Below are 22,074 nucleotides of genomic sequence, written 5' to 3'. Positions count from 1 at the left end.
GCCCATCACAGCCACCCGTTGGCCTCCGCGAGCCGGGCCGCCTCGGCGCGGGTGCGGGCCTGCGTCTTGCCGATCGCCGACGACAGGTGGTTGCGTACGGTGCCCTGGGACAGTCGGAGCGCCCTGGCGATGTCGGCCACGGTGCCCCCCTCGGCGGCGGCACGCAGCACGTCCGCCTCGCGCCCGGTCAGCGGGCTCGCTCCGCCGGCCAGCGCTGCCGCGGCGAGGGCCGGATCCACGAAGCGCAGGCCGGAGTGGACGCGGCGGATCGCGTCGACCAACTGTTCGGGCGGGGAGTCCTTCACGACGTACCCGTACGCGCCCGCGGACATCGCCCGCGAGAGGTAGCCGGGCCGGCTGAAGGTCGTGCAGATGATGGTGCGGCAGCCGGGCAGCGCCCGCTGGAGGTCGGCCGCGACCGCCAAGCCGTCCCGCCCGGGCATCTGTACGTCGAGCAGCGCGATGTCGGGCGCCGTCCGCAGCGCCGCGGCCAGCACCTCCGTGCCGGTGCCGATCTCGGCGACCACGTCGATGTCGGGTTCGAGCCGGAGCACGGCCGCGAGGGCTCCGAGTACGAGTGCCTGGTCGTCCGCCAGCAGAATGCGGATCATGTCGGCTCGGCTTCCCGCACGGCTGCGAGGGGGATCGCCGGCGCCGGCCCGCGGGCGACGACCCGGAACCCGCCGCCGGGGGCAGGCCCGTGTGCGAGGGTGCCCGACACGGCGGCCAGCCGTTCGGTGAGGCCGGTGAGCCCGTTCCCGGCGCTCGCTCCGCCGGTGGGACCGCCGTTGTCGGTGACCTCGATCCAGTCGGGCCCGACGCGGACGGTGCACAGTTCGGCGTCGGAGTGGCGCAGCACGTTGGTGACCGCCTCCCGCACCACGTAGCCGAACACCTCGCGCAGGTCGGCGCGCACGGCGTCGGTCGCGGCGGGCAGATCAACCCGTACGCCGGCGGCACGCAACGCCAGGCGGGCGCCGGCGAGCTCGTTGTCCAGCGACAGGGTGCGGTAGTCCGAAACAGTGGCACGCACGTCGGACAGCGCCGTGCGCGCCATGTTCTCCAGCTCGGTGACCTGGCCGACGGCGAGGGCCACGTCCCCGGAGGACTCCAGGATGCGCCGCGTCAGCCCCAGTTTGACGGTCATCGTGGAGAGGCTGTGGCCGAGGATGTCGTGCATGTCCCGGGCGACCCGCTCCCGTTCCTGGTTCACGGCCAGCCTCTTGACCTGCTCGCGCGCGGCCCGCAGATGACCGATCGTGAAGTTGAGCGCGAAGACGGTGCCGAGTGCCGCGGTCACGCCGACGAGGATGGCCACCTGCGCCCAGGCCACCTCGCCTCGGGCGAGACGCATCCAGACGATCTGCCCCAGCACCGTGGCGAGGCCGAGCAGCAGCGCGTGGCGCAGCGGGAGCAGCATGAGTCCGATCGAGAGCGCGAAGGTCAGATCGGTCAGGTAGGACGGCGAAGCGAGAAGCACGGCCGGTGCGGCCCCGAGCAGGAACATCACGGCCACGATGGCGATCCGCCCCCGTCGCAGCGCCACCGGCCCGTACCAGGGCGCCAGCACGCAGCCGACGACGTAGCAGGCGACGAGTCCGAGCGCGAGCGAGGTGAGCAGGGCAGGTCCGGTGCCGTGCGCGATGTCCTCGGCCCGTGCGATCAAGGTGAGGGAGGCCAGCCCCGTGGCCGTGGCAACAGCCACCCGGCCCCGGCCGTTGTCCCTGGGGCTGTCCGACCGGTCCTTCCAGAAACTCCAGTCCGGCCACTGGCCGGCAGAGAACTCGTCCGGATCGCGTGCGCCCACGTCGGTCATGTTACGGCCCGGCCGACGCGGGACGTACGAGCGGCGGCCCGGGGAGCGGGGAGCGGCGCATGGATCATGGAGGCGAGCGTGGCCCGCCCGTGACCGGCGGCCCCGTTCGGGATGTCACCCGGTCACGCATGACACATGGCATGGGTCCGATCGGCGGCCCGATGCTGCAATGAGGTCATGTTGCACGCGAAGAGGATCCGTCTGCCGAGCCAGGAGTACGAACTCGCCGAGGACGGCCGGGCGCTGACGACGTTCTCGTTGAGCAGAGGCCGCGTCGGCGCGCGGTTCACCCTGCACGGGGTCGACCGCCTCGTCCGCACGCACCGCTTCAGCGGTGTTTACGAACTGCTCGACGCCGGCGGGACCGCCGTCGCGACCACGGACCGGGTACGCCGAAGCTGGAACATGACGTGCCGCGAGCGGGTCATCCCGTTCCGACGGACCGCGGCGGCGGACCGGGAGTACACCATGCTCGGCGGCGACGGTGAGCCCGCCGGCACGATCCGCCGCACCGGACGCCTCCACTCCGAGGCGACCGCCGACCTGCCGGGCCTGGATCTTGAGCTTCAGGTCTTCGCGCTCGTCGTCGTGCTGCTGCGCAGGCGGCGCGAGCGGACAGCGGCGGCCGTCCGGTCCGCCTCCCTCGCGGGCGGCTGACGCCCGGCCGGAGCGTGCCGACACCCACTGCCCTCTCGGAGCGAGGAGAACAATCATGCGCAGGACCTGGCTCGCGGCGCTCGCCGTCGCGGTGGGCGCGGCGGCGGTGGCCTCGGGCATCTCGCAGACGGCCACGGCAGGCGTACCGTCCCGGCCGCAGGCGAGCGCACCGTCCCGATCACCGCTGCGGTGGGGCGAGTGCCCGAGCCCGACCGAAGCGGCGCTGCGGTGCGCGAGGCTCGCGGTGCCGCTCGACTACGGTCACCCCGACGGGCGGACGATCGATGTAGAGGTGTCCCGTCTGGCGAGCGCGAAGCCGGCCGGGAAGCGCGGGGTGCTCCTCCTCAACCCCGGGGGCCCCGGCCTGCCCGGGCTGCCCGTTCCCGCACTGATGAAGCTGCCGGAGAAGGTGCGCGACCGGTACGACGTAATCGGCTTCGACCCACGCGGCGTCGGCCACAGCACCCCTCTGACCTGCGACTTCACCCCTACTCAGGGCGAGGTGGCGGCCAACCCGCCCAACCCGGGCGGCGCGGCCGACGTGTCGGAGCAGGCCACGACCGCGAAGAGCCTCGCCGCACAGTGCGCCACATCGAGGACCGCGGACCTGCTGCCGTACATCACCACCGCGAACACCGCGCGGGACATGGACCGGATCCGGGCGGCACTGGGCGTGCCGAAGATCTCGTACTACGGCGAGTCCTACGGCACCTACCTCGGCGCGGTGTACACCACCCTCTTCCCCCGCCGCGGCGACCGCGTCGTGCTCGACAGCAGCCTGCCGCCCGAGGGCTACGACGTCGAGGCCCTGCGCGGCCAGGGCGCCGGCTTCGAGATCCGCTTCCCCGACTTCGCGAAGTTCGCCGCGGCCGCACCCCAGGAGTACCACCTGGGCAGCACACCGGCCGCGGTACGCGAGAAGTACTTCCAACTCGCCGCGCGCCTCGACCACAAGCCCGTACAGAGCTACGACGGCACGACCTTCCGCGTCGTCACCGCGGCGCTGCTCCGCGCGGACAGCGACTTCGCGGGGCTCGCGGCAACGTGGCACGCCCTGGACACGAACCAGCCGCCCCCGGGCTCCGACGACACCGGCGGCGACGGCACCGGCGGCGTCGCGTACAGCGACAACTACCCCGCCGCCTACCTCGGGGTGATCTGCGGCGACTCCCGCTGGCCGACGGCCCTCGCGACCTATCAGCACAACGTCGCGGTCGACCGCGTACGCCACCCGATGTACGGCGCGTTCACGGCCAACATCCGGCCGTGCGCCTTCTGGCCGGCTCCCGCGGAGCCGAAGGTGAAGATCACCGATCGGGGACCTTCCGACATCACCGACATCCTGATGGTGCAGAACCTCCGCGATCCGGCGACCCCGCTGCCCGGGGCGCTGCGGACGCGCCGGGCCCTCGGTGACCGGGCCCGGATGGTCACCATCGACCAGGGCGGGCACGTGGCCTGGCTGACGGGCTCGAATGCCTGCGGGAACGACGCCGTGACCGACTACCTGGTCGCGGGGAAGCGGCCCCGGCACGACACGTACTGCCCCGCACAGCCGGCCACCCCGTGATCGTTGGCAACTTCCGGACTTCTCACCGGTGCCGGTCACGAGGCGCCGGGTGTGTCCCGTGCGGCATCGTCGCGATCGCCGGGACGAGGCGGCTTCAGGCGGTCTTGTCGCGAGAGGCGGGGGTCATGTGCATGCCGTAGCGGGCCCACAGGGTGCGCTGCACGAGCAGGGTGAGGGTGCCGGCGATGAACATTCCGGCGAGGTTGACGCCGAGTTGTACGAACGAGGCGCCCACCTCGTGCCAGTGGGCCAGCGCGACGGCCACGGCGATGTTGCCGGCCGCGGGAACTGTGGTGACGGAGATGAAGACGCCGATCAGCGCGGATGATTTCCCGGCTGTCAGGGACAGGATCCCCGCGATGCCCGCGAGTACCGCCACGATGAACGACCACTTGTCCGGGTGGATGATGAAGTCGGTCAGGGGCCGGTTGTCCAGCATGCCCGGGGTGATCCAGCCCAGCAGGCGGCTGACGGCCGTGCACGCCAGCGTGATCGCGATCGCCACGGTGAAGCCGATCACGAGTGCCCGCACGGCCACGCCGATCAGCCGCCAGTCGCCTCGCATCAGTCCGAAGCAGATGGCTGCCACCGGGCCGAACTCCGGTCCCAGGACCATCGCCCCGACAATGAGGATGGGCTGGTCCAGCAAGGCGCCGATCGCGGCGATCTGTGTCGCGAGCGCGAGAAATGCCAGGAACCCCCAGGTGACGCGGGTATCGGTCGCGGTCCGGGCGGCCAGTTCTTTCCAGACGACCGCGTCGTCCGGGTCTCCGGGCGCCACTTCCTCGGCCATCTCGGATGCCGTGGAGATGGACAGGTCCAGTTGTTCGACCGTGATGGCGCCGGTGTCCTTGAGTCCGAGAGCACTCAACTGATCGAGTACGCCGTTGGCGGCCTCGCGTGCGACATCGAACTCCACGAAGTCGCCCCTGGGCGCATGGGCGGCACCAACTATCTTGATCACGTTGACGATCGCCGGATGTTCGTCGGCGATCCGCAGCACCTCGTCGGTACTGGCGGCAGGACTGATCACTCGCACATGCAACACGCGAGCCATTGTGCCGCCCCGCCTGCCGGTCCCGGACGCCGGTACGGCCGGACACCGGCAGGGGACCGTACGGTTCAGGCGCGGTCGGGCGGGGCCTGGTAGACATCGGGGATGCCGTCGTGGTCGGCGTCGACGGTCTCGGCCTCGCACAGCCGGCGGTACACGCGGTTGCGCCAGCGCAGGACAACGGCGGCCAGGACGCCCGCGGTCAACGAGCCGAGCAGGATGGCGGTCTTGATGTGGTCCTCGCGAGCGGTACCGGGGTCGAAGGCGAGTTCGCCGATCAGGAGCGAGACGGTGAAGCCGACCCCGGCGAGCAGGGAGAGGCCCAGTACGTCCCACCAGGACAGCTCGCTGTCCAGGGAGGCGTGGGTGAAGCGCGCCAGCAGATAGGTCGAGCCGAACACCCCGACGAGTTTGCCGAGGACGAGCCCGAGGCCGACGCCGAGACCGGCGGGATCGGCCAGGGTCGCTCCCAGGCCGCCGGACAGGGAGACTCCGGCCGAGACCAGGGCGAACAGCGGGACCGCGACCCCGGCCGAGACGGGCCGCCAGTGGTGCTCGAACCGCTCGGAGAGACTGATCTCTTCACCGGGCCCGGCCAGTGCGGGGACGGCGAAGCCGAGCAGGACTCCGGCGATCGTCGCGTGCACACCGGAGGCGTGCATCAGCGCCCAGGCCACGACTCCCAGCGGTCCCAGCAGCCACCAGTGAGTGATGCGGCGACGGGCCAGCACACCGAAGACGGCGATCACCGCGAACGAGCCGAGCAGCGGCCAGGGGCTGATGCGGTCGCTGAAAGCCACGGCGATCACCACCACAGCGAGAAGGTCGTCCACGACGGCCAGGGTCAGCAGGAACGAACGCAGACCCGCGGGCAGGTGGGTGCTGATGATGGCCAGGACCGCAACGGCGAACGCGATGTCGGTGGCCATCGGCACCGCCCAGCCCTCCAGCGTCCCCCCGCCCATCACCGTGTTCACGATGAGATAGACGAGAACGGGACCGATCATCCCGCCGACCGCGGCGATGATCGGAAGGGCCGCCCGGCGCGGGGAGCGCAGGTCCCCGGCGGCGAACTCCCGCTTGAGCTCCAGACCCACGACGAAGAAGAACACCGCCAGCAGACCGTCCGACGCCCACTGGGCCACACTCAGATGCAGATGCAGCCCGCCCGGCCCGAACGACGCGTCGGTGAAGGTGGCGTAACCGGCCTTCCACGACGAGTTCGCCCACAGCAGCGCCACCACCGCACCGGCCAGCAGCAACAGACCACCGACGGTCTCACTGCGCAACGCGGACGCCGTGGCCTGCGCACTGCGCCAAGTGGGACGGGTGAACAGCCGCGTCACGGACGGACGCGAGGGCGGCGGGGTGGCGGCCATGGACGGCTCCCAGGGGAAGAGGGCAGACAGAAGAACTCGCCGACCAGACTTCCCGGCACACCACCATCAACCTAACGCATCCTTAACGCTTCGCCCCTGCCCAACGCCTCACGGTCCCAGCCTCCGACCGGATGACGCCCGGACGTCGTCGTGTACGGCGTTCCGCCGAGGGCGCGTAAGCAGCGGGGAGAGGGACGAGGCCCGTACGCGTGCCCCGCACCGCTGGCGCCCACGTCCCAGTGAGGAAGCACGCTCCACGTGCCCCGGTGAGCGCTTGTTCAGCCGCTACCGCGACCTGCCCCGTGTCCGCGAGATCGCCGAAGCCGTCCGCCACTCCACAGATTCACGCCTGAGCGCGACTCCTTAACCCTGCGTGACGCCTGAAGACAAAGAACACGTTAAGGCGGCATCAAGAGGCAGGTCGGAGGACATACTTGAAGACATGTGAAGGCTCCGCGCAGGCGGCTCACGGAAGGGGACGTTCAGTGGGGGCAGGCGGTAAAGCGCTGGGCAAGGTCGAGGTACGGCTCAAGTGGGACCCGAGTCCGCTGGGCGAGCCCCCGCGCCACCTCGACATCGTCGCAGCGACCTACTCCACGGACGACCCCTTCGGCAAGCCCGTCTACCTCGTGCACTACGACAGCCGCTCGCCCGACGGCACCATCAACATGAGTCGTCACAGCCAGACCGGTCAGGGTTTCGGATTCGTCGAGGCGATGTCCCTGGAGTTCGGCCGTCTGTCCAACGCCTACGCGAGGGTGGTCGTGGGCGTGGTCATCCACCAGGAGCCGGTTCCCCGGACGTTCGGCGACATTTCGAACGCCGGAGTCCTGATCCTTGAGGGCTACGAGGAACTGCTCACCGACGACTTCTCCGGCGTGGCCGGGGCGACCGCGACGACGCTCGCCGAGTTCACCCGTAACGACTCCGGCGACTGGAAACTGCACGAAATGATCCGGGGATCCGACAACGATCCGACAGGCTTCATGATCGAGATGGGCACCGTCCACCACACCTGACCGTCGGTGACGCGGCCGGCGGGTGCCACAAGCGCCATGGCGGAGGGTGCGTTCGACGATCCCGCGTCGTGGTTGGACGGAAAGCCTCTGGTTGTGGGGTGGCGTTGGACGATCCCGAGGTCGATGCCGTGGGTTGCGGCGTGCTCGATGGCTTTGTTCGTGTAGCCGTTGTCGGCCCAGGCTTTGGTCCCGGTGGGGTGGCGAGGCGGTCGAAGAGGTGGGTGCCGCCGGTGGAGACGTGGACGCGGCCGGTCCATGAACGTCTCCAGCAGGGCGGGGCTGCCTTGGAGTCGTGGACGTCCGCTGTGGTCACGGTGACCTCGACGAGCAGGCCCTCGGCGTCGGTCAGGATGTGGCGCATCTCGGAGCGCACCTCGGCCCACTCCGCATCCGTCACCGTGTCACTACCAAGGGGCCCGTTCTTTCATGCCCGCGGCCGCACCCGTACCTCCGTCCAGACAGTCGCCCGCGCCGCACACCTCGAACGAGATCCGGTTGCGGTGCGCGACACTTGGGCCGGCGCCGGGGGCGTTCCGGATGGTGCTGTCCGGTTTCAGCGGTGCTGGTCCGCGCGGAACTCAGGGCACCACGTGGTGTTCTCCGCGGGCAGGCCGCCTGCCTCCGGCTCGCATGTGAAGGGGCAGAAAAGGCTGTTGAACATCCAGGGGTGACTCTGCGGCCCGAGGTTCCGCACCACCGACTTGTTCTGGGTGATCCCGTAGCCCGCCACCGCGAGCTTCCCGGTGCTGCGGAAGCGCTCCATCTGCTCCGTCAGGAAGGTGCGGTTGTCGGCGTACCAGGAGTTGGAGAGCAGGAAGGCGTTCCACACCTTCTCGGTGAACGGCTTGGCGCTCGTGTTTTTGACGACCTGCCAGATCGGCGTGCCGGCCTTGATGCCGTGCGCGGCCGCGAAGTGCGGGTCGACCGGGTCGCTCAGGTGCGCTTTCCAGAGTTGCACCAGGGAGAACTCGGTCGCCAGGAAGCGCTGGTCGGCGCGGAGCGACGGCAGCACGTAGTCGAGGTACTTCTGGACGCCGGAAGGAGCACCGACATGGGGATGGATGTCGACGCCCGCGATGGACTGCGTCTTCGCGGTGAAGGCCATCCAGCGCCGCGTCTGGGCCGTCTGCGAGGCGGGGTCGTCCAGGTGGGTGAGCGCGCCCATGTAGATCTTCGTGCGGCTGTTCGACCCGAAGTGGCTCTGCCGGTACTGCGCGGCGTGCTGGGCGAGTGCCTCGTAGAAGTCGTTGATGCGGGAGCTCCGGCTGTCCGCCGCGCGCGCCTCCAGGAACGGCTCGTTGCCGATGGCCACGATGTCGACCCGGTTCATGGTCGCCGCCAGCACCTTGTCCAGACGGGTGAGCGCGGTCCGCATGGCCGGTGTGCCGGGCACCGGTATCGGCACACCCCCGTACTGGAACTTCAGGTTCAGGACCGTTCCGTAGCCGTGCGTGGCGGCCGTGAGCAGTTTCGCGGGACCGGGTTGGGTCGCGACGCCGCCCTGGTCCGCGTTCTCCATCGGGTAGAAGCCCCGGATCCAGGTGGCCGAAACAGCCTTCAGTTGCTCGAAGTTGATCTGGTCCAGATTCTCGTTGACGTTGGCGGCGAGCTCGGCGGTGGCGGGCGGCGCCTTCACCGGACTCACGGGGGTCGAGGCGGAGGGCGAAGGCGAAGCCGAGAACGCGGAGGAGGGCGAAACGGAGTGGGAGTCGGACACGTTCACGGAGGCCTGACCGTGCGGGCCGTCGCCTCCGTCCGGGGCACAGCCCGCAGCCCCCAGTACGGTCAGAGCCGCGCCTCCGGCCAGGGCGAACAACCGGCGGCGCGAAGGTTCTCTCTGCGGCCCGTTGTGAGGATCCGCGGTGTTTTCCAGCACGTACATGCCAGCCTCCCGGCTATTGCTTCACTTACGAGATTCGGACAAGTGAGGGGTTGCCCCCAGCACGCTTTCCAACGGGTCCCGGCGCCGGGGTGGGCCGGGCCGGTCCCGGGTGGTGTGCGCGTCGTCGGTCAGCCGATCCTGTCGGTCAGGCCGGCGGACAGGTAGGTCGTCCGGCGCTGGTCCTTCTCGTTTCGCCACGGTGCGACGAGTTCCAGGAGCGTGCTGGTCTTCGGGTCGACGATCACCTCGGTGGTGCCGACGCCCCCGTGGAAGGCCAACTCCGTCCCACTGCGCCCGGCGCTGTCCTTGACGGTGCCGACGACGCTCACACCCTTCACCTGGGCCAGTGCCCTGAACAGCCCGCCGCGCAGTTCGGGACTGGCGGGAGCGCTGGCGAGCAGGGTGCTCGCCTGCACGAAGCCGAGCGTGCCCGTGTCCTCGTTCTCCTGCACGGAGTCCTTCCTCGCGTTCTCGATCTGCCGGACCAGCGACGCCGGGTTCGTGGGCAGGTGGTCCAGGGCGTTCCAGCCGAGGCGCCTCGCTCCGATCCTCCAGCCGGGGGACTTCCCCTCGCGGACAGTCTTGCCCGCGACGACGTAGGTGGATTGCATGGACCGCGAGGTGTACACGTCGATGGTCTTGAGGTGGGTCTTCCAGTACTTCCCCGAGCCGGTCGGCTGAGTGGCCGCGACCTCGGCGACGTCGTTCAGGAAGCCCGACGCGGACTGCGCCCGCGTTCCGTGCTGCGCCGCCGCGGGCCCCGCGTCCGTGTTCCCGTGCGTCACCACCACGCCGGCCGCGACCGCGAGGACCGCGACGACCGCGATGACGCCTCGGCGCTTCCAGTACGGCGTCACCACGGCATCCTTCCGCGCGTCGTGGCGCGGAGCCTGGCCCGAGTCCTCCCGCACGGCCCCTTCGACCGGTGCCTGCGCCTGCGCCGACGGCGGTTCGCCCGCGCCGCTGATCCTGTTTCCTTCGATCCAGACATGGGTGATGTCGCGCGTCACTCCGATGTCGGCGGTGGGGTCGCCGTGCACCAGCACGGCGTCGCCGCGTAGTCCCACTTCGACGCGTCCGCGGTCTCCGAGGGCGAAGGTGTCCGCCGTGAGGGTGGTGGCCGAGGCGATCGCCTCGGCTGGGGTGAGCCCGGCGTCGACCAGGAGTTCGAGCTCGTGGTGGAGGGAGGCGCCGTGCGGGGGTGACCACGGAATCCCGGGCGCGGCGTTGGCGTCCGTACCGGCCAGGATCCTGACGCCGGCCCGGTGGAGGCGGCGGACGTTTTCGCGTGCCGAGGCGTAATCCGCGTCTTCCCGCGTCCGGGCCATTCCCTCCATCATCACGAGCGTGGGAACGACGGCCACCGAGCCGGCGATCCCCTCGATGTCGTCCTGGTCGAGGAGTCCGTCCATCGGCACGTGGGTGAGGATGTCCACGCCGGCGGCCACCGCGTCGCGGTAGGCGGTGAGCGACGCGGCGTGCGCGACGACTCGGAGACCGTTCCGGTGCGCCTCGGCGACGACGGCTTTCGCCGTGTCGACCGAGAGTCCCGCCGGAGGGGGGCCGTCCAGGATGATCTTCACGTAGTCCACGCCGTCCTCGACCCGGCGCGCGACGAACGAGGCCGCGTCGTCGGGTGACGCGATGAGGCCGTCCTTCGGGAAGTTCGGCAGCCCGGCGTGGTGGCCGCCCGGACCGGTGGCGGGAGTGCCCGCGGTGCGCAGGTCGGCGACGCCGGGCTGATGCCGCATGGCCTGGGCGAACGGTGCCGGCCAGGTGGCCATGTCGAGGGCCGTCGTCGCGCCCCACCGGGCGAGGGATGCCAGGTCGTCGCGGCCCCGCACGGTGTGGGTGTGCGCGTCGATGAGCCCTGGCAGGAGTGTCGCACCGGAGCCGTCCACGACGACATCCGTACGGACCGCTGGATCGCCGTTCTCGAACACGGTCGAGAACGAGACGTCCTGGGGTTCGGTGAGCTGTGTTCCGTCGAAGACGCGCACGCCGGTGATGGTCGTCGTCACTCGCTTCGGGGCCTTGCCGGCCCACGCTCCCACTTCCGCGAGGCGGCGCTTCACGAGGAGGACCGCGATCACGATCCCGGCGAGCGTGATCAGAAATGCGACGGGCTTGTGGATGATCAAGAAGGTGGAGGTGGAGAGCGTGAAGGCGAGCGTGATCGTCGTGAGGGCGTTCACCAGGAGGGCGCTTCCGAGCACCGCTGTCGGAGCTTGCCAGAGCCGGCGTTCGAAGTCGTTGGCGGGTGTCGGTGATTCGCCCTTGCGTCGCCTGGCGTAGCGCATCACGGTCATCAGCAGGGGCCGTTTGGCGATCGCCGATATCAGCAGCACGATGCCGACGGGCCCGACGAGCACGGCTTCCTGGATTTTCAGGACGAACGGATTCTCACCGCTCGCGACGAAGACGAGCAGACCGATGCCGTAAGCGACCGCCGCAAGGGCCCCGATCGGGTCGAGCTTCTTGCGGATCGGCCACTGGATCAGGACGAACAGCGCCGGGATCGCGGTCCCGACGACGAGAGCCGGTACAACGCCGACCCACGGCGGGAGCAGGATGAACGCGAGGGTCGGCAGACCCACATTCACCAGCGCGAGGACGGTGATCCGGATGACGACCGCTCGCATCGATGGCTTGGGCACAGGGACAACCTTTCCATTATCTTCCGAGAAAGCTTCCTGAAAGCTATATCACAAGCTTCTGGAGAAGCAAATGTGGTAATCTGGAGCGGTGGAAGCCGACAGAAAACCCGCGAGCGTCGAAGACTCGGCCCTGCGCTCGGCCGTGCCCGCGGACCAGCTCACGTCGGGCTCGGTGGAGTTCATGCGGCGCGTCGTGCGTATTGCCGGGATGCTCAACGGGGTCCTCGAACCCGAGCTCGCCGCCGCCGGCCTGGCTCGGGCCGAGTACGACATCCTGACGACTCTTCTGTCCGCCCTGCCCGACGCCCGGCTCCGCCCCACCGATCTCGCCCGGCGCTCCGTCCTGACCTCGGGAGGGACGAGCAACGCGCTGCGCCGGCTGGAGAAGCGGGGTCTGGTGGTTCGTGACAAAAACGACTCCGACGGCCGCGGAACGTGGGTGGCACTGACCGAGGAGGGCCGCGAGGTCGTCAAGGCGACGGCGCAGCGGGTCACACGGAAGACATCGGACCTGCTCCGCCCCGCGGAGCAGCATCTGACCGAAGCGAACGAGATGCTCCGGGTCCTGGCGGCGGCCATCGACGGTCGCTGACGGTTTCAGCGCCGCCCGACCGAGGCATCCGGCGGCAGGTGCAGGGCGAGCATCGAGGTCTCGGCGTGCCCCTTGTCCAGGCCCGTCAGGGCGCGGCCCTTGCCGTGGGGCAGACGGCGTACGACTGGCGTGACGCGCCCCGGCCTTCAAGAAACCTTGCGCCACACACCTCGAACGAGATCCGGTTTGCCAACAGGCCTGGTTGTGAACCTTGGTGATGTCCTCGCCGAGACCCAGCAGGACCTCGTCCACCGCGGCGGCCAAGTCCCTCATCGCCTCGTCGGCCCCCAGCAGTCTCCGCCCTCTCCCCCTACGGAGGCGAGGGACAGAAGCAAGCGGCGGGTGGCCGGTGGCGGAAGCAACGGTCTCCAGACCGGTGTGCTCCGGTCTGCACAGTCCCCGGACGCGCTGAGAACTTGTCAGAGCCCAAGTGATCGAGGGGAGTTGAACTGACCGGGCGGACCGACAACGGCGCGCGAGGTACGTGAGGAGGGCCGCCGCCCTCCTGGATCGGCCCCGGGGTCACCCGCCTTCGGAGTGGGCTTCGATGTCTTCGAGGCCGCTGGGGCGGCCGGCGCGGGTCCAGCGCAGGCGTAGGGCGGCTGCGATCAGGAGGGTGGCGGCCAGGGACAGCAGCGGCCAGCCGCGCGCGAGGTTGATGACCAGGGTGAAAGCGACCGCGGTGGCCGCGACGGCGTTGAGGGCGGCGAGGGCCGGGTGGTGTTCGGTGCGGGCGAAGCGGGTCATGGCGATGAGGCCGACGAGGAAGCTGACGAAGACCGAGACCGCGTAGAACAGGACGAGTTTCTGCTCCTTCCCGGCGGCGGCCAGGATGATGACGGCGGCGGCTGCGAGGTAGACCAGCACGGACCAGTACGGGGTGTACTGGCGGTTGGTGCGGCCGAGCCATGCGGGCAGTACCCCAGCGCGCCCATCGGTGCCGGCGAGGGCTTTGAGCAGGCCGGGGCCGGCCTGGAAGGACGAGGACGCGGCGGCCAGCAGCAGAAGCGCGCTGGCGAGCTGGAAGACGGTGTAGAGCCAGCCGGGCCCGGTCGCGGCGTGGGCGATGTCGGCGATCTGCGTGGAGTTGTGGGCGGGCAGGCCGGTGTGGAGCCGGGTGGCCAGGGCTGCCAGCGCGAGGGTCAGTCCGCCGACAATGACGAGCAGCAGGGCCAGGGTGCCGCGGCCGAAACGGCGGCGGGCGGTGTCGTCGAGCTGTCCGAGCTGGGCGATCGCGGTGGAAGGTGCCTCGATACCGGTGGCCAGGGCCATCGCGACCGGGAAGGCCAGCACGATCGCCAACACGGCGGGCGGTCCGCCCGGGTGCGGGGTCGAGGGGGCGGTGCCGTGGGTGTGCGGGCCGGTGAAGCCCAGCACGATGACGGCCACGGCGACCGCGACGAACACCGCGGTCATCACGGCGAACAGCAGGCGCCCGCGGTGCCCGAACCAGGTCAGCCCGGCCACAGCGGCCAGAAGCAGCAGCGCGAAGGGGATCCGCCACGGTGCCACGCCCGGGGCCAGGGCGATCACCGCGCTGGTCGCGGCCGAGATGGACACGCCGATGGTCAGGACGAAGTCGACGACCAGGGCGCCGATCGGCAGGAATGTCCACTGCGGTCCGAAGGCACGGCCGGCCGCCGCTGCGGCGCCGCCTCCCTTGGGGAAGCGGGCAACCAACTGCCAGTAGTTCGCGGTCACCAGCACGACCAGCCCGACGACCAGGGACATGGTCGGCACCAGCCTGGACAGGTCTCCGTGCAGTGCGCGCAGGGCCGCTTCGATGGCGTAGGCGACCGAGGAGACCGGGTCGGCGATCACCGCGAACGCGAAAGCGAAGAACAGCACCGACCGCCGAGGCGGCCGGCGGGCGGTGGGTGCGCCGGAGACCGCAGGAGGGGCTGTCGGGGGCTGGTGTGTCATAGGAACGTCCCATCGACGGGGCGGGTATCCCCCGACCAGGTTGCGTGGCACACCGTAACGGACCGTTCATGCGCGCCGAACGCTGCGCCGACAGGGTGATCCAGTTCGGTGACGGCGGGGGCCAGTCCAGGAGCGCGGACAGGGCGCGGCCGGTGGGACCGGGGTTGTCCGAGCTGATCTCACCGTACAGACCGGCCCGAACCCGGTGAGCCCCAAGAATGCGGCGACCGCTTCGAGTTGCCCTGGGCGAGTCCGACCGGGCGCGACGTTGGCGCGGCGCGCCTGGCCCGTGGCCGGCGACTGCAAGGCGGGGTCGCTGCTCCAACGGAGGTCGTTGAACCAGGCAGCGGCCCTGCCGGAGCCGCCGGCCGCCACCGCGGGCCTGACTTCCTTGAGCGACGCCGAGCGGCGGGTGGCCGCGCTCGCCGTCGAGGGACTCACCGCCTGACGCTGAGCGGACATCTCGTCGAACATCCGCCTGGGGACGAGTGGTTCGTGCCTCGGCCGCGTCTCGTGGCGGAGCCGGTGGGAGCCGGTGGGCGCGGGCGCACATCCCCCGTGCGAGCTACAGGAACCGTCCATGCGGGGGTGATTCGCGGACGTCGGCGGTTTTTTAGCGTAGTCCTCAGGTCGCCGGCAGGTGCGACCAGTACCTGGGAGGCCACCGTGGGAAAGACAACCACCACACCGCACGACACAGGCTCCGGCCCGGACGCGGGGAGCGGCGGACGTTTCGGCCGGGCCCTCCGCTCTCCGCTCGGCTGGATGCTGACGGGCATCGTCGGCGTCGGCCTGGTCTCGGCGCTGACCGCGACCGGCCCCGGTCCGGTGCCGGTGCTGGGCGCGGTGGTCGCGCTGGCCGTGTACTGGGCGGTCATGCGACGCGTCGCCGGACGTCCCGTACCGGAGCTGGCCCGGCGCGGGGCCGGCCGGGAGGTGCTGCTCGGCGGCGGGATCGGTCTGGCCTTCGTCCTTGTCTCCGCCCTCCTGATCACGGTGTTCGGGGGCTACTCGTTCTCCTGGGCGGGCAACGGCTTCCTGCCGGTCGTGGCGTCCGCGGTGGCCGTGCAGGCCGGCGCCGCGGTCACCGAGGAGCTGATGTTCCGCGGTCTCGCCCTCCAGGCCCTGGAGCAGTTGTGGGGCAGCCGGGTCGCCGTCACGGTCACCGGGCTGATCTTCGGCGCCGCGCACCTGATCGCCCCGGGGGCCGATGCGTGGAGCGCGCTCGCGATCGCTCTGGAGGCGGGCGTCATGCTGGGAGCCGCGTTCCTGTGGCGGCGTAGCATCTGGTTCGTCGTGGGCCTGCACTTCGCCTGGAACCTCGCGGAGCAGTTGCTCGGCATCCCGGTCTCCGGACACACTCCCGAGGGGCTGTTCACCGTCGATGTCCACGGCTCCGCCCTGCTGACCGGTGGCGGCTTCGGCCTGGAGACGTCGATCGTGCCCGTTGTCATCGGTGTGCTGCTGGCCCTCCGGATGTTCTCTCTCGCCCGCCGGAGCGGTGGTTTTCGGCCCGGACGGCGAGCCGCAGCTGAGACCCGAGGCTGAGAACGGACGAGTGGAGGAAACCGAAGTGATGTCTCGTCAGGTACCGCGGAGACTCGCGTTGTTCCGGGCGCCCCTCGGCTGGTGGGAAGACCGGGGCGCCTCCCTCAAGGACGGCATCCTCGCGCTGGTGCTCACCGTGCTGGCCTTCGTACCGACCCTGTCGAAGATCGGCGGGCAGATCGGTGATCTGCACGAGCGGCCGGCGAACGTGCTGAGCGTCGGGCTGGTGCTGGCCCAGACCCTGCCGTTGGCCGCCCGCCGACGGTGGCCCGCCGCCACTCTGGGCGTCGTCGCGGGCGCGTTCGCCGTGCACCAGGCGCTGGGGTTCCCGACGACGTTCGGGAGTGTGGGGCTGTATCTGGCCCTGTACTCCGCCGGGGCCCATCAAGTCCGCTTCCGCCAGGGTCTGATAGCTGTGGTGAGCCTGGGCTACGCCGTGTTGGCCGTCGTCCTGCACATCCTCGGCTCACCGCAGGGAATCCCGGACTACCTCACGTTCTATCTGGCCCTGGGCGCGGTCTGGCTGGTGGGGCGTACGGTCCGCGTGTGGCGGGCGGAACAGGCGGAGCAGCGGCGGCTGGCCGCCGAGGTGGCCATGGCCGCCGAGCGGGCACGGATCGCCCGCGAGCTGCACGACGTGGTCACCCACCATGTGACGTCCATGGTGGTGCAGGCTGACGCGGCGCAGTTCGTGCTCACGTCCGCGCCGGAACGCGCCGGCGAGGGAATGTCGGCCGTAAGCGACACGGGCCGTCGGGCGCTGACGGAGCTGCGGTACCTGCTCGGCGTGCTGGAGGCGACCGGCGAGTCCGCGTCCGCGGATGCCGAGCGGGCCGAGCGAACGGGCCGGGCACCCACGCTGGGACGGGTGGCGGACCTGGTCGAGCAGGCCCGCAGGTCGGGTCAGCCGGTCGAGTTCGGCGAGCGCGGCGAGCGCCGGCCGCGGGGCGTGGACGTGGAGTTGACCGCGTACCGGGTGGTGCAGGAGGGGCTCACCAACGCCATGAAGTACGCGGCCGGGAAGCCGACATCGGTCCTGCTCCGGCACGGCGAGGAGCACATCGGGATCGAGGTGACCACCGAAGGCCCCGTCGCCGCACCCCTCTCGCGGAAGCCGGCCGCCGACAAGGGCGGACGCGGACTGGCCGGGCTGCGTACCCGGGTGGGGATGCTCGGTGGTCAACTGAGGGCCGGTCCACGGCCCGAGGGCGGGTTCGAGGTCCGCGCGACGATTCCGTCCAATCCGTCCGAGCCCCTTCAGGAGTGACCCCGTGAGCGACGCGCCACAACCGATCCGTGTGCTCGTCTGCGACGACCAGGAACTGGTACGGACCGGCTACGTCACCATCTTCTCCGCCCAGCCCGACATGGAGGTCGTCGGGGAGGCCGGGAACGGGCACGAGGCGGTGCGGGAGGCGCGGCGGTCGCACCCCGACGTGGTCGTGATGGACATCAGGATGCCCCTGCTCGACGGCATCCAGGCGACCCGGCAACTGGCCGCCCCCGACGCCGAGAACGCGCCGAAAGTGCTGGTCGTCACGACGTTCAACGTCGACGCCTATGTCTACGACGCGCTGCGCGCGGGAGCGAGCGGCTTCCTCCTCAAGGACGCGCCCCCGGCGGAGCTGGTGAACGGTATCCGGACCGTCGCCCGGGGAGAGGCGCTGCTCGCCCCCACCGTCACCCGCCGGCTCATCGGCCACTTCGCCGAACACCTGCGGCCCGCCGACACGTCCCGGCCGGCCAGGGAGAACGTCGTACGCGCGCTGACCCCCCGCGAGCTGGAGGTGCTCCAACTGATCGCCGAGGGGCTCTCGAACGGGGAGATAGCCGCGGCGATGTTCATCACGCCCGAGACCGTCAAGACCTATGTGTCGCGCATCCTGGCGAAACTCGGCCTGCGCGACCGCGTCCAGGCCGTCGTCCTCGCCTACCGGGTCGGACTGGTGTCCAGTACGCCGTGAACCGGCACGGTCGTGCGTGCGCGCGTGAACGTGATCAGAGGCCGGAGCCCCCGCCCGTGTTCGTCGGCCGTGGTCGGCTTCGCCCAGCATGGCGGTTCGCACCCGCACCGGGTGCACGGTTCCTTCAGCAGTGCGTTCGGCCACGACGTCCGGGGACCGGTCTCGGGTCTCCGGGAGTTGCCGGAGTTACAGGGGTTACCGGGCTTACAGGAGTTACAGGACGGTTGGCAGGCCCCGGATCATCAGCCCGAGGCCGACGACGAGGACGAGTGCGGCGGTCAGGAGCGCGGTGTAGGGCGTGATGCGGCGTACCCAGCGGGAGAGCGGATAGCTGTCGAGGCGGGTGACGCGGTTCCCGAGCCGTACGAGGAGCAGGCCGACCGCGGTCAGGGTGGCCGCCATGCCGAGGCCGTAGGCCAGTACGAGTGTCGCGCCGAAGGCGGTGCGGCCCAGGGCGATGGCGCCGAGGAGTACGACCAGTGCCGAGGGGCTCGGTACCAGGCCGCCCGCGATACCGAGGCCGATCAGGCCGCGCGTGGAGAAGGGCTCCGGCTCGGTGGGGGTGGGGGTGTCGGTGGGGCCATGGCTGTGGTGATGGCCGAACAGGCCGTGCCGGTGGGTCTTGGTGTGCGCGTGGTCGTGGGGATGGTCGTGCGCGTGGTGGCTGGGCGTCGCCTGTGGGTGCGGGTGGGCGAGAGAGGCGTGCGACGCGGTGGTGACGTGGTCCCGTTCCGCGGTGTTCGCCGACCCTGCTGCCCCGACCAGCGCGGGCGGAGACGCGGAGGGCGTCGGTGACGGATGCGGGGCGTGCGGGAGCGTCGGCTTCGGGCGTGAGCGGCGTACGGCGTCGGTGAGCAGGTTCGCGCCGACCAGGGTGACCAGCGCGCCGCTGACGACGCCGAGCCAGTTCAGCACGGTGTCGCCGGCGAGGGAGGAGAAGGCGGTGAGGCAGAGGCCGATGACGAGCACGCCCGCGGTGTGGGTGGCGGTGACCGTGGCGCCGACGGTGACGGCGTCGCGGGTACGGCCCCGCCGGCCGGCGAGGTAGGCGGCCATGACGGTTTTGCCGTGGCCGGGCAGCAGCGCGTGGCCCGCGCCGAGCACGATGGACAGCAGGACGGCCAGCAGCCCCACCGGCACGGTGAGGCTTCGCGCGCCCGCGAGGGACGCCAGGTGCTGGGAGAGCGCTTCGACGCGGGCGGTGAGGCCGTTTCCGGGATCGATCACGGTGGCCCGGCCGCCGCTCGTGGCTGACCCCTCGTCACCGGTGGTGGCGGTGAACTGCGCCGTGACATCACCGCGCGGGGCGGTGAGCAGGTCGCGGGGGTAGTCGCGGAGTTCGTCGGACGGCGAGGTCTCCGGTGCGGTGGAGCGCTGGAGGCGGGTCCCGGTCCCCCTCGCGGTGATCTCGTTCCAGCCGACCCGGCCGGCGTCGGCGCCGGTGGTGACGTGCAGGGTGACCGGGCCGTTCCCGAGGTCGAGGGGCGCGCGCAGCCGGCATTCGAGTCGGCTGGTGGGCAGACCGGCCTGGCCCGGCGTGTAGGCGAAGGTCGCCGAGCGGATCGTCCAGCTCAGCCGCCGGGGTGCGGTGACGGCGAGTTTCCCCGCGGTCTCGGCGCACCGGGCCCTGGCCCATGTGCCGCGTTCGCCGGCGCTCTGTGTGCCGTCGCCGTCGGTGTCGACACGCGGTGCGTTCTGCAGGGTGGGGATCTCGGCGCTGTCGGTGACCGCGAGGACGTCGACCCGGTCGGGGGACAGGGTGAAGCCGCTGTAGTGGTTGACGGAGAAGTTGCCGAGCGGGTGGGCCTCGACGGCGGGCGCGGCCGCCGCCAGCAGACAGGCGACGCCCGCCGCCACCGCCGCCGCGCGCCCCACGAGGTGGCGGTATCTCATGGATGCCTCCAAGGGCGGTCGGCGTCGCCGGGCTTCTTCGTACGGGGTGGAGGGCCTCCAGGCCCTGTCCGCCGGACGGTGAAGACATCTGTACCTGGTCCGGAAGCCCGGGGCCCCGGGCTTCCGGACCCGCTCACCCGAACAGATCAGTACGGACGTCGGGTTGGCGCAGTGTCAGCCGGTGCGCCGCCGCCTCGGCCGAGTGGGTGACCGCGTGTCCGCCAAGTGCCCTGCCCCGATCGGCGCAGGCGCGTTGCGGGCCCTTCACGGCCATGGTGCCGTATTCATAGCTTAAGTCGCATGGCGGACATTTTTCGCTGAGGGCCGCTCCAGGGATCGGCGAAGCCCCGGTCCCCATGGGACTTCGAGTGACCGTCACTTCAGCCGCACCCACCCGTCCGAAGGACGCGTGCGCGGCCTCACCGGAAACGGATGGCCCATGCAGGCCTTGCGCCTCTCACGTCCACGACTCCGCCCCCGACATGCCGAGCGCGCTCTCGCGTCCGTCGGTGCGCTCGCCCTGCTGACCGCCGCCGCGGTCACCGGTCTCGCGCCCGGCGTCAGTTCCGCCTCCAGCCACCGGGAGGCCCCGCTCAGCTCGGGTGACCCGAGGGCCGACAACACCGACGTCTACGCCTTCACCAGCCCGGACAGGCCGGACACGGTCACCCTGGTGGCGAACTGGATCCCGTTCGAGGAGCCCAACGGCGGGCCGAACTTCTACCCGTTCGCCAACGACGCCCGCTACAACATCAAGATCGACGCGGACGGCAACGGCAAGCCCGACACCACGTACACCTGGAAGTTCACCGACCACACCCGTGACTCGGCGAACCAGTTCCTCTACAACACCGGCGTCGTGAAGTCGCTCGACGACCCGACGCTTAACTTCCGCCAGACGTACACCCTGACGGTCACAGACGCGCACGGCCGTACGAAGGCACTGGTCAAGGACGCCCCCGCCGCGCCGTCGAACGTCGGCAGGGCGTCCATGCCCGACTACGCGTCGCTGCGCAAGCAGGCCCTCGTGTCACTGCCGGGCGGCGGGCGGACCTTCGCCGGGCAGGCGTCCGATCCGTTCTTCCTGGACCTGCGGATCTTCGATCTGCTCTACGGCGGCAACCTCAAGGAGACCGGACACAACACGCTCGCCGGCTACAACGTCAACACCATCGCGCTCCAGGTCCCCAAGAAGGCACTGGCCCTCAAGGGCGACCCGAGGCGCAATCCGGTCATCGGTGTGTGGTCCACCACCGACCGGCAGGGCGCGGACGTCTCCGGCGGACAGGGCAAGGGTCTCGAAGCCGCGGCGGGGTCCGCGAACGGCGCGGCCGGGGGCGGTCCGCGTACGCCGGACCAGGGCGGCCCGGCCGGCTGGCACCAGGTCTCGCGCCTCGGCAACCCGCTCGTGAACGAGGTCGTCGTACCCCTGAAGTACAAGGACGCCTTCAACGCGCTGCCGCCGGAGCTGGACCACACGGTCACCCCGGTCGTGAACGCGGTCAAGGACCCGATCGTCCCCAAGCTCATCCAGAAGATCTACGGCATCCCCGCACCGGCCACGCCCCGCAACGACCTGGTCGAGATCTTCCTGACCGGTATCTGCAAGGCGTGCGGCCCGATCAAGGCCGACCTCAACTCGCAGTTGCTGAACGCCGACACCGACAAGCGCGCGTTCCTCGCGTCCGAGGAACTGCGGCTGAACATGTCGGTCAAGCCCACCGCCCACCCCAACCGGCTCGGCGTACTCGCCCAGGACCTGGGCGGCTTCCCCAACGGCCGCAGGCTCAACGACGATGTCGTCGACATCGAGCTCCAGGCACTCGAAGGCGCGGCGCAGACCGGCAAGATCGTGCCGGGGCTGGCCACGGGTGACCGTGTGGACACCCCCTACCGTCAGCCGGGTTCGACCTTCCCGTACGTGGCGCTGCCGAACACCGCGGCGGTCAACCAGGCCGACTCGCTGCACCCCGGCGGCGGCGTCAACGCCGGCTTCGGCGGCAACGCCTTCGGCGGCGGCTCCCCCGTCGTCGCCTACACCGCCATCGGCGGAGGCGCGCTGCTGGCCTGCGCCGGAGGACTGGCCCTGCGCCGACGGCGCCACGGCCGGGCGTGACCCG

The 22,074-nt window shown here is 70.7% G+C and carries 16 protein-coding genes; 8 read left to right on the top strand and 8 right to left on the bottom strand.

Features of this window, described 5'->3' with window-relative positions; genetic code table 11:
* Positions 1 to 5: 5 nt before the first annotated feature.
* Together QR77_RS21185 and QR77_RS21180 are read right to left on the bottom strand one after the other, a co-directional pair.
* Positions 6 to 611 (bottom strand): response regulator transcription factor, encoded by a 606-nt coding sequence (locus tag QR77_RS21185; RefSeq protein WP_040023621.1) that lies wholly within the window; start codon positions 609 to 611, stop codon positions 6 to 8.
* Positions 608 to 1,816, bottom strand: a complete 1,209-nt coding sequence (locus tag QR77_RS21180) for a histidine kinase (RefSeq protein ID WP_040023619.1) — start codon at positions 1,814 to 1,816, stop codon at positions 608 to 610. Before QR77_RS21180 ends, QR77_RS21185 begins: the two co-directional genes overlap by 4 nt.
* 177 nt (positions 1,817 to 1,993) lie before the next feature.
* Here QR77_RS21180 and QR77_RS21175 point away from each other — a divergent pair, with 177 nt between their 5' ends.
* On the top strand, positions 1,994 to 2,473 hold the full coding sequence (locus QR77_RS21175) for a hypothetical protein (RefSeq protein WP_040023617.1): 480 nt from the start codon (positions 1,994 to 1,996) through the stop codon (positions 2,471 to 2,473).
* Positions 2,474 to 2,528: 55 nt separating this feature from the next.
* On the top strand, positions 2,529 to 4,043 hold the full coding sequence (locus tag QR77_RS21170) for an alpha/beta hydrolase (RefSeq protein ID WP_040023615.1): 1,515 nt from the start codon (positions 2,529 to 2,531) through the stop codon (positions 4,041 to 4,043).
* A 94-nt stretch (positions 4,044 to 4,137) separates the two neighbouring features.
* Here QR77_RS21170 and QR77_RS21165 read toward each other — a convergent pair whose 3' ends face one another.
* Positions 4,138 to 5,091: a DUF389 domain-containing protein gene (locus QR77_RS21165; protein ID WP_040023613.1), complete on the bottom strand. Its 954-nt coding sequence runs from the start codon at positions 5,089 to 5,091 to the stop codon at positions 4,138 to 4,140.
* Positions 5,092 to 5,165: 74 nt separating this feature from the next.
* Complete coding sequence (nhaA, locus tag QR77_RS21160) at positions 5,166 to 6,476, bottom strand: Na+/H+ antiporter NhaA (protein ID WP_052488953.1); 1,311 nt, start codon at positions 6,474 to 6,476, stop codon at positions 5,166 to 5,168.
* Positions 6,477 to 6,961: 485 nt separating this feature from the next.
* Between nhaA and QR77_RS21155 the strand changes: the two genes are divergently transcribed.
* Positions 6,962 to 7,495 carry a TerD family protein gene (locus QR77_RS21155; protein WP_040023612.1) on the top strand — a complete coding sequence of 178 codons (534 nt, stop codon included), beginning with the start codon at positions 6,962 to 6,964 and terminating at the stop codon, positions 7,493 to 7,495.
* 553 nt (positions 7,496 to 8,048) lie between these two features.
* Here QR77_RS21155 and QR77_RS21150 read toward each other — a convergent pair.
* A complete protein-coding gene (locus tag QR77_RS21150) occupies positions 8,049 to 9,140 on the bottom strand; it encodes a hypothetical protein (protein ID WP_160310939.1) in 1,092 nt (363 codons plus the stop codon).
* Positions 9,141 to 9,505: 365 nt separating this feature from the next.
* Positions 9,506 to 12,034, bottom strand: coding sequence for a CU044_5270 family protein (locus QR77_RS49820; protein WP_173476326.1), 2,529 nt, complete (start codon positions 12,032 to 12,034; stop codon positions 9,506 to 9,508).
* An 88-nt stretch (positions 12,035 to 12,122) separates the two neighbouring features.
* Between QR77_RS49820 and QR77_RS21140 the strand changes: the two genes are divergently transcribed.
* The gene (locus QR77_RS21140; RefSeq protein WP_052488952.1) at positions 12,123 to 12,626 is read left to right on the top strand and encodes a MarR family transcriptional regulator; all 504 of its coding nucleotides are present in this window, start codon (positions 12,123 to 12,125) and stop codon (positions 12,624 to 12,626) included.
* A gap of 522 nt (positions 12,627 to 13,148) precedes the next feature.
* Here QR77_RS21140 and QR77_RS21135 read toward each other — a convergent pair.
* The gene (locus QR77_RS21135; protein WP_236710753.1) at positions 13,149 to 14,549 is read right to left on the bottom strand and encodes an amino acid permease; all 1,401 of its coding nucleotides are present in this window, start codon (positions 14,547 to 14,549) and stop codon (positions 13,149 to 13,151) included.
* 666 nt (positions 14,550 to 15,215) lie between these two features.
* On the opposite strand from QR77_RS21135, the gene QR77_RS21130 reads away from it, so the two are divergent.
* Genes QR77_RS21130 through QR77_RS21120 form a run of 3 tightly spaced genes read left to right on the top strand, consistent with a single transcriptional unit; the run spans position 15,216 to position 18,061 of the window.
* The gene (locus QR77_RS21130) at positions 15,216 to 16,097 is read left to right on the top strand and encodes a type II CAAX endopeptidase family protein (RefSeq protein ID WP_052488951.1); all 882 of its coding nucleotides are present in this window, start codon (positions 15,216 to 15,218) and stop codon (positions 16,095 to 16,097) included.
* Between the two features lie 28 nt (positions 16,098 to 16,125).
* The gene (locus tag QR77_RS21125; RefSeq protein ID WP_040028383.1) at positions 16,126 to 17,364 is read left to right on the top strand and encodes a histidine kinase; all 1,239 of its coding nucleotides are present in this window, start codon (positions 16,126 to 16,128) and stop codon (positions 17,362 to 17,364) included.
* Between the two features lie 4 nt (positions 17,365 to 17,368).
* Positions 17,369 to 18,061: a response regulator transcription factor gene (locus QR77_RS21120; RefSeq protein WP_040023610.1), complete on the top strand. Its 693-nt coding sequence runs from the start codon at positions 17,369 to 17,371 to the stop codon at positions 18,059 to 18,061.
* 213 nt (positions 18,062 to 18,274) lie between these two features.
* Here QR77_RS21120 and QR77_RS21115 read toward each other — a convergent pair whose 3' ends face one another.
* Positions 18,275 to 19,954, bottom strand: coding sequence for a high frequency lysogenization protein HflD (locus QR77_RS21115; RefSeq protein ID WP_078876970.1), 1,680 nt, complete (start codon positions 19,952 to 19,954; stop codon positions 18,275 to 18,277).
* Positions 19,955 to 20,393: 439 nt separating this feature from the next.
* Between QR77_RS21115 and QR77_RS21110 the strand changes: the two genes are divergently transcribed.
* Positions 20,394 to 22,070, top strand: a complete 1,677-nt coding sequence (locus QR77_RS21110; protein WP_040023608.1) for a DUF4331 domain-containing protein — start codon at positions 20,394 to 20,396, stop codon at positions 22,068 to 22,070.
* The last annotated feature ends 4 nt before the right edge of the window (positions 22,071 to 22,074 follow it).

The organism is Streptomyces sp. 150FB, assembly GCF_000818195.1.
Classification (GTDB): domain Bacteria; phylum Actinomycetota; class Actinomycetes; order Streptomycetales; family Streptomycetaceae; genus Streptomyces.
The sequence above is the reverse complement of the archived record's forward strand: the minus strand, read 5'-3'. Positions and strand labels throughout refer to the sequence as shown.

Bases quoted from the DNA above. Each gene is read 5' to 3' on its own strand.
- QR77_RS21185 (WP_040023621.1), bottom strand. From the start codon at position 611: ATGATCCGCATTCTGCTGGCGGACGACCAGGCACTCGTACTCGGAGCC.
- QR77_RS21135 (WP_236710753.1), bottom strand. From the start codon at position 14,549: ATGACACACCAGCCCCCGACAGCCCCTCCTGCGGTCTCCGGCGCACCC.
- QR77_RS21170 (WP_040023615.1), top strand. From the start codon at position 2,529: ATGCGCAGGACCTGGCTCGCGGCGCTCGCCGTCGCGGTGGGCGCGGCG.
- QR77_RS21115 (WP_078876970.1), bottom strand. From the start codon at position 19,954: ATGAGATACCGCCACCTCGTGGGGCGCGCGGCGGCGGTGGCGGCGGGC.
- nhaA (WP_052488953.1), bottom strand. From the start codon at position 6,476: ATGGCCGCCACCCCGCCGCCCTCGCGTCCGTCCGTGACGCGGCTGTTC.
- QR77_RS21180 (WP_040023619.1), bottom strand. From the start codon at position 1,816: ATGACCGACGTGGGCGCACGCGATCCGGACGAGTTCTCTGCCGGCCAG.
- QR77_RS21110 (WP_040023608.1), top strand. From the start codon at position 20,394: ATGCAGGCCTTGCGCCTCTCACGTCCACGACTCCGCCCCCGACATGCC.
- QR77_RS21125 (WP_040028383.1), top strand. From the start codon at position 16,126: ATGTCTCGTCAGGTACCGCGGAGACTCGCGTTGTTCCGGGCGCCCCTC.
- QR77_RS21175 (WP_040023617.1), top strand. From the start codon at position 1,994: ATGTTGCACGCGAAGAGGATCCGTCTGCCGAGCCAGGAGTACGAACTC.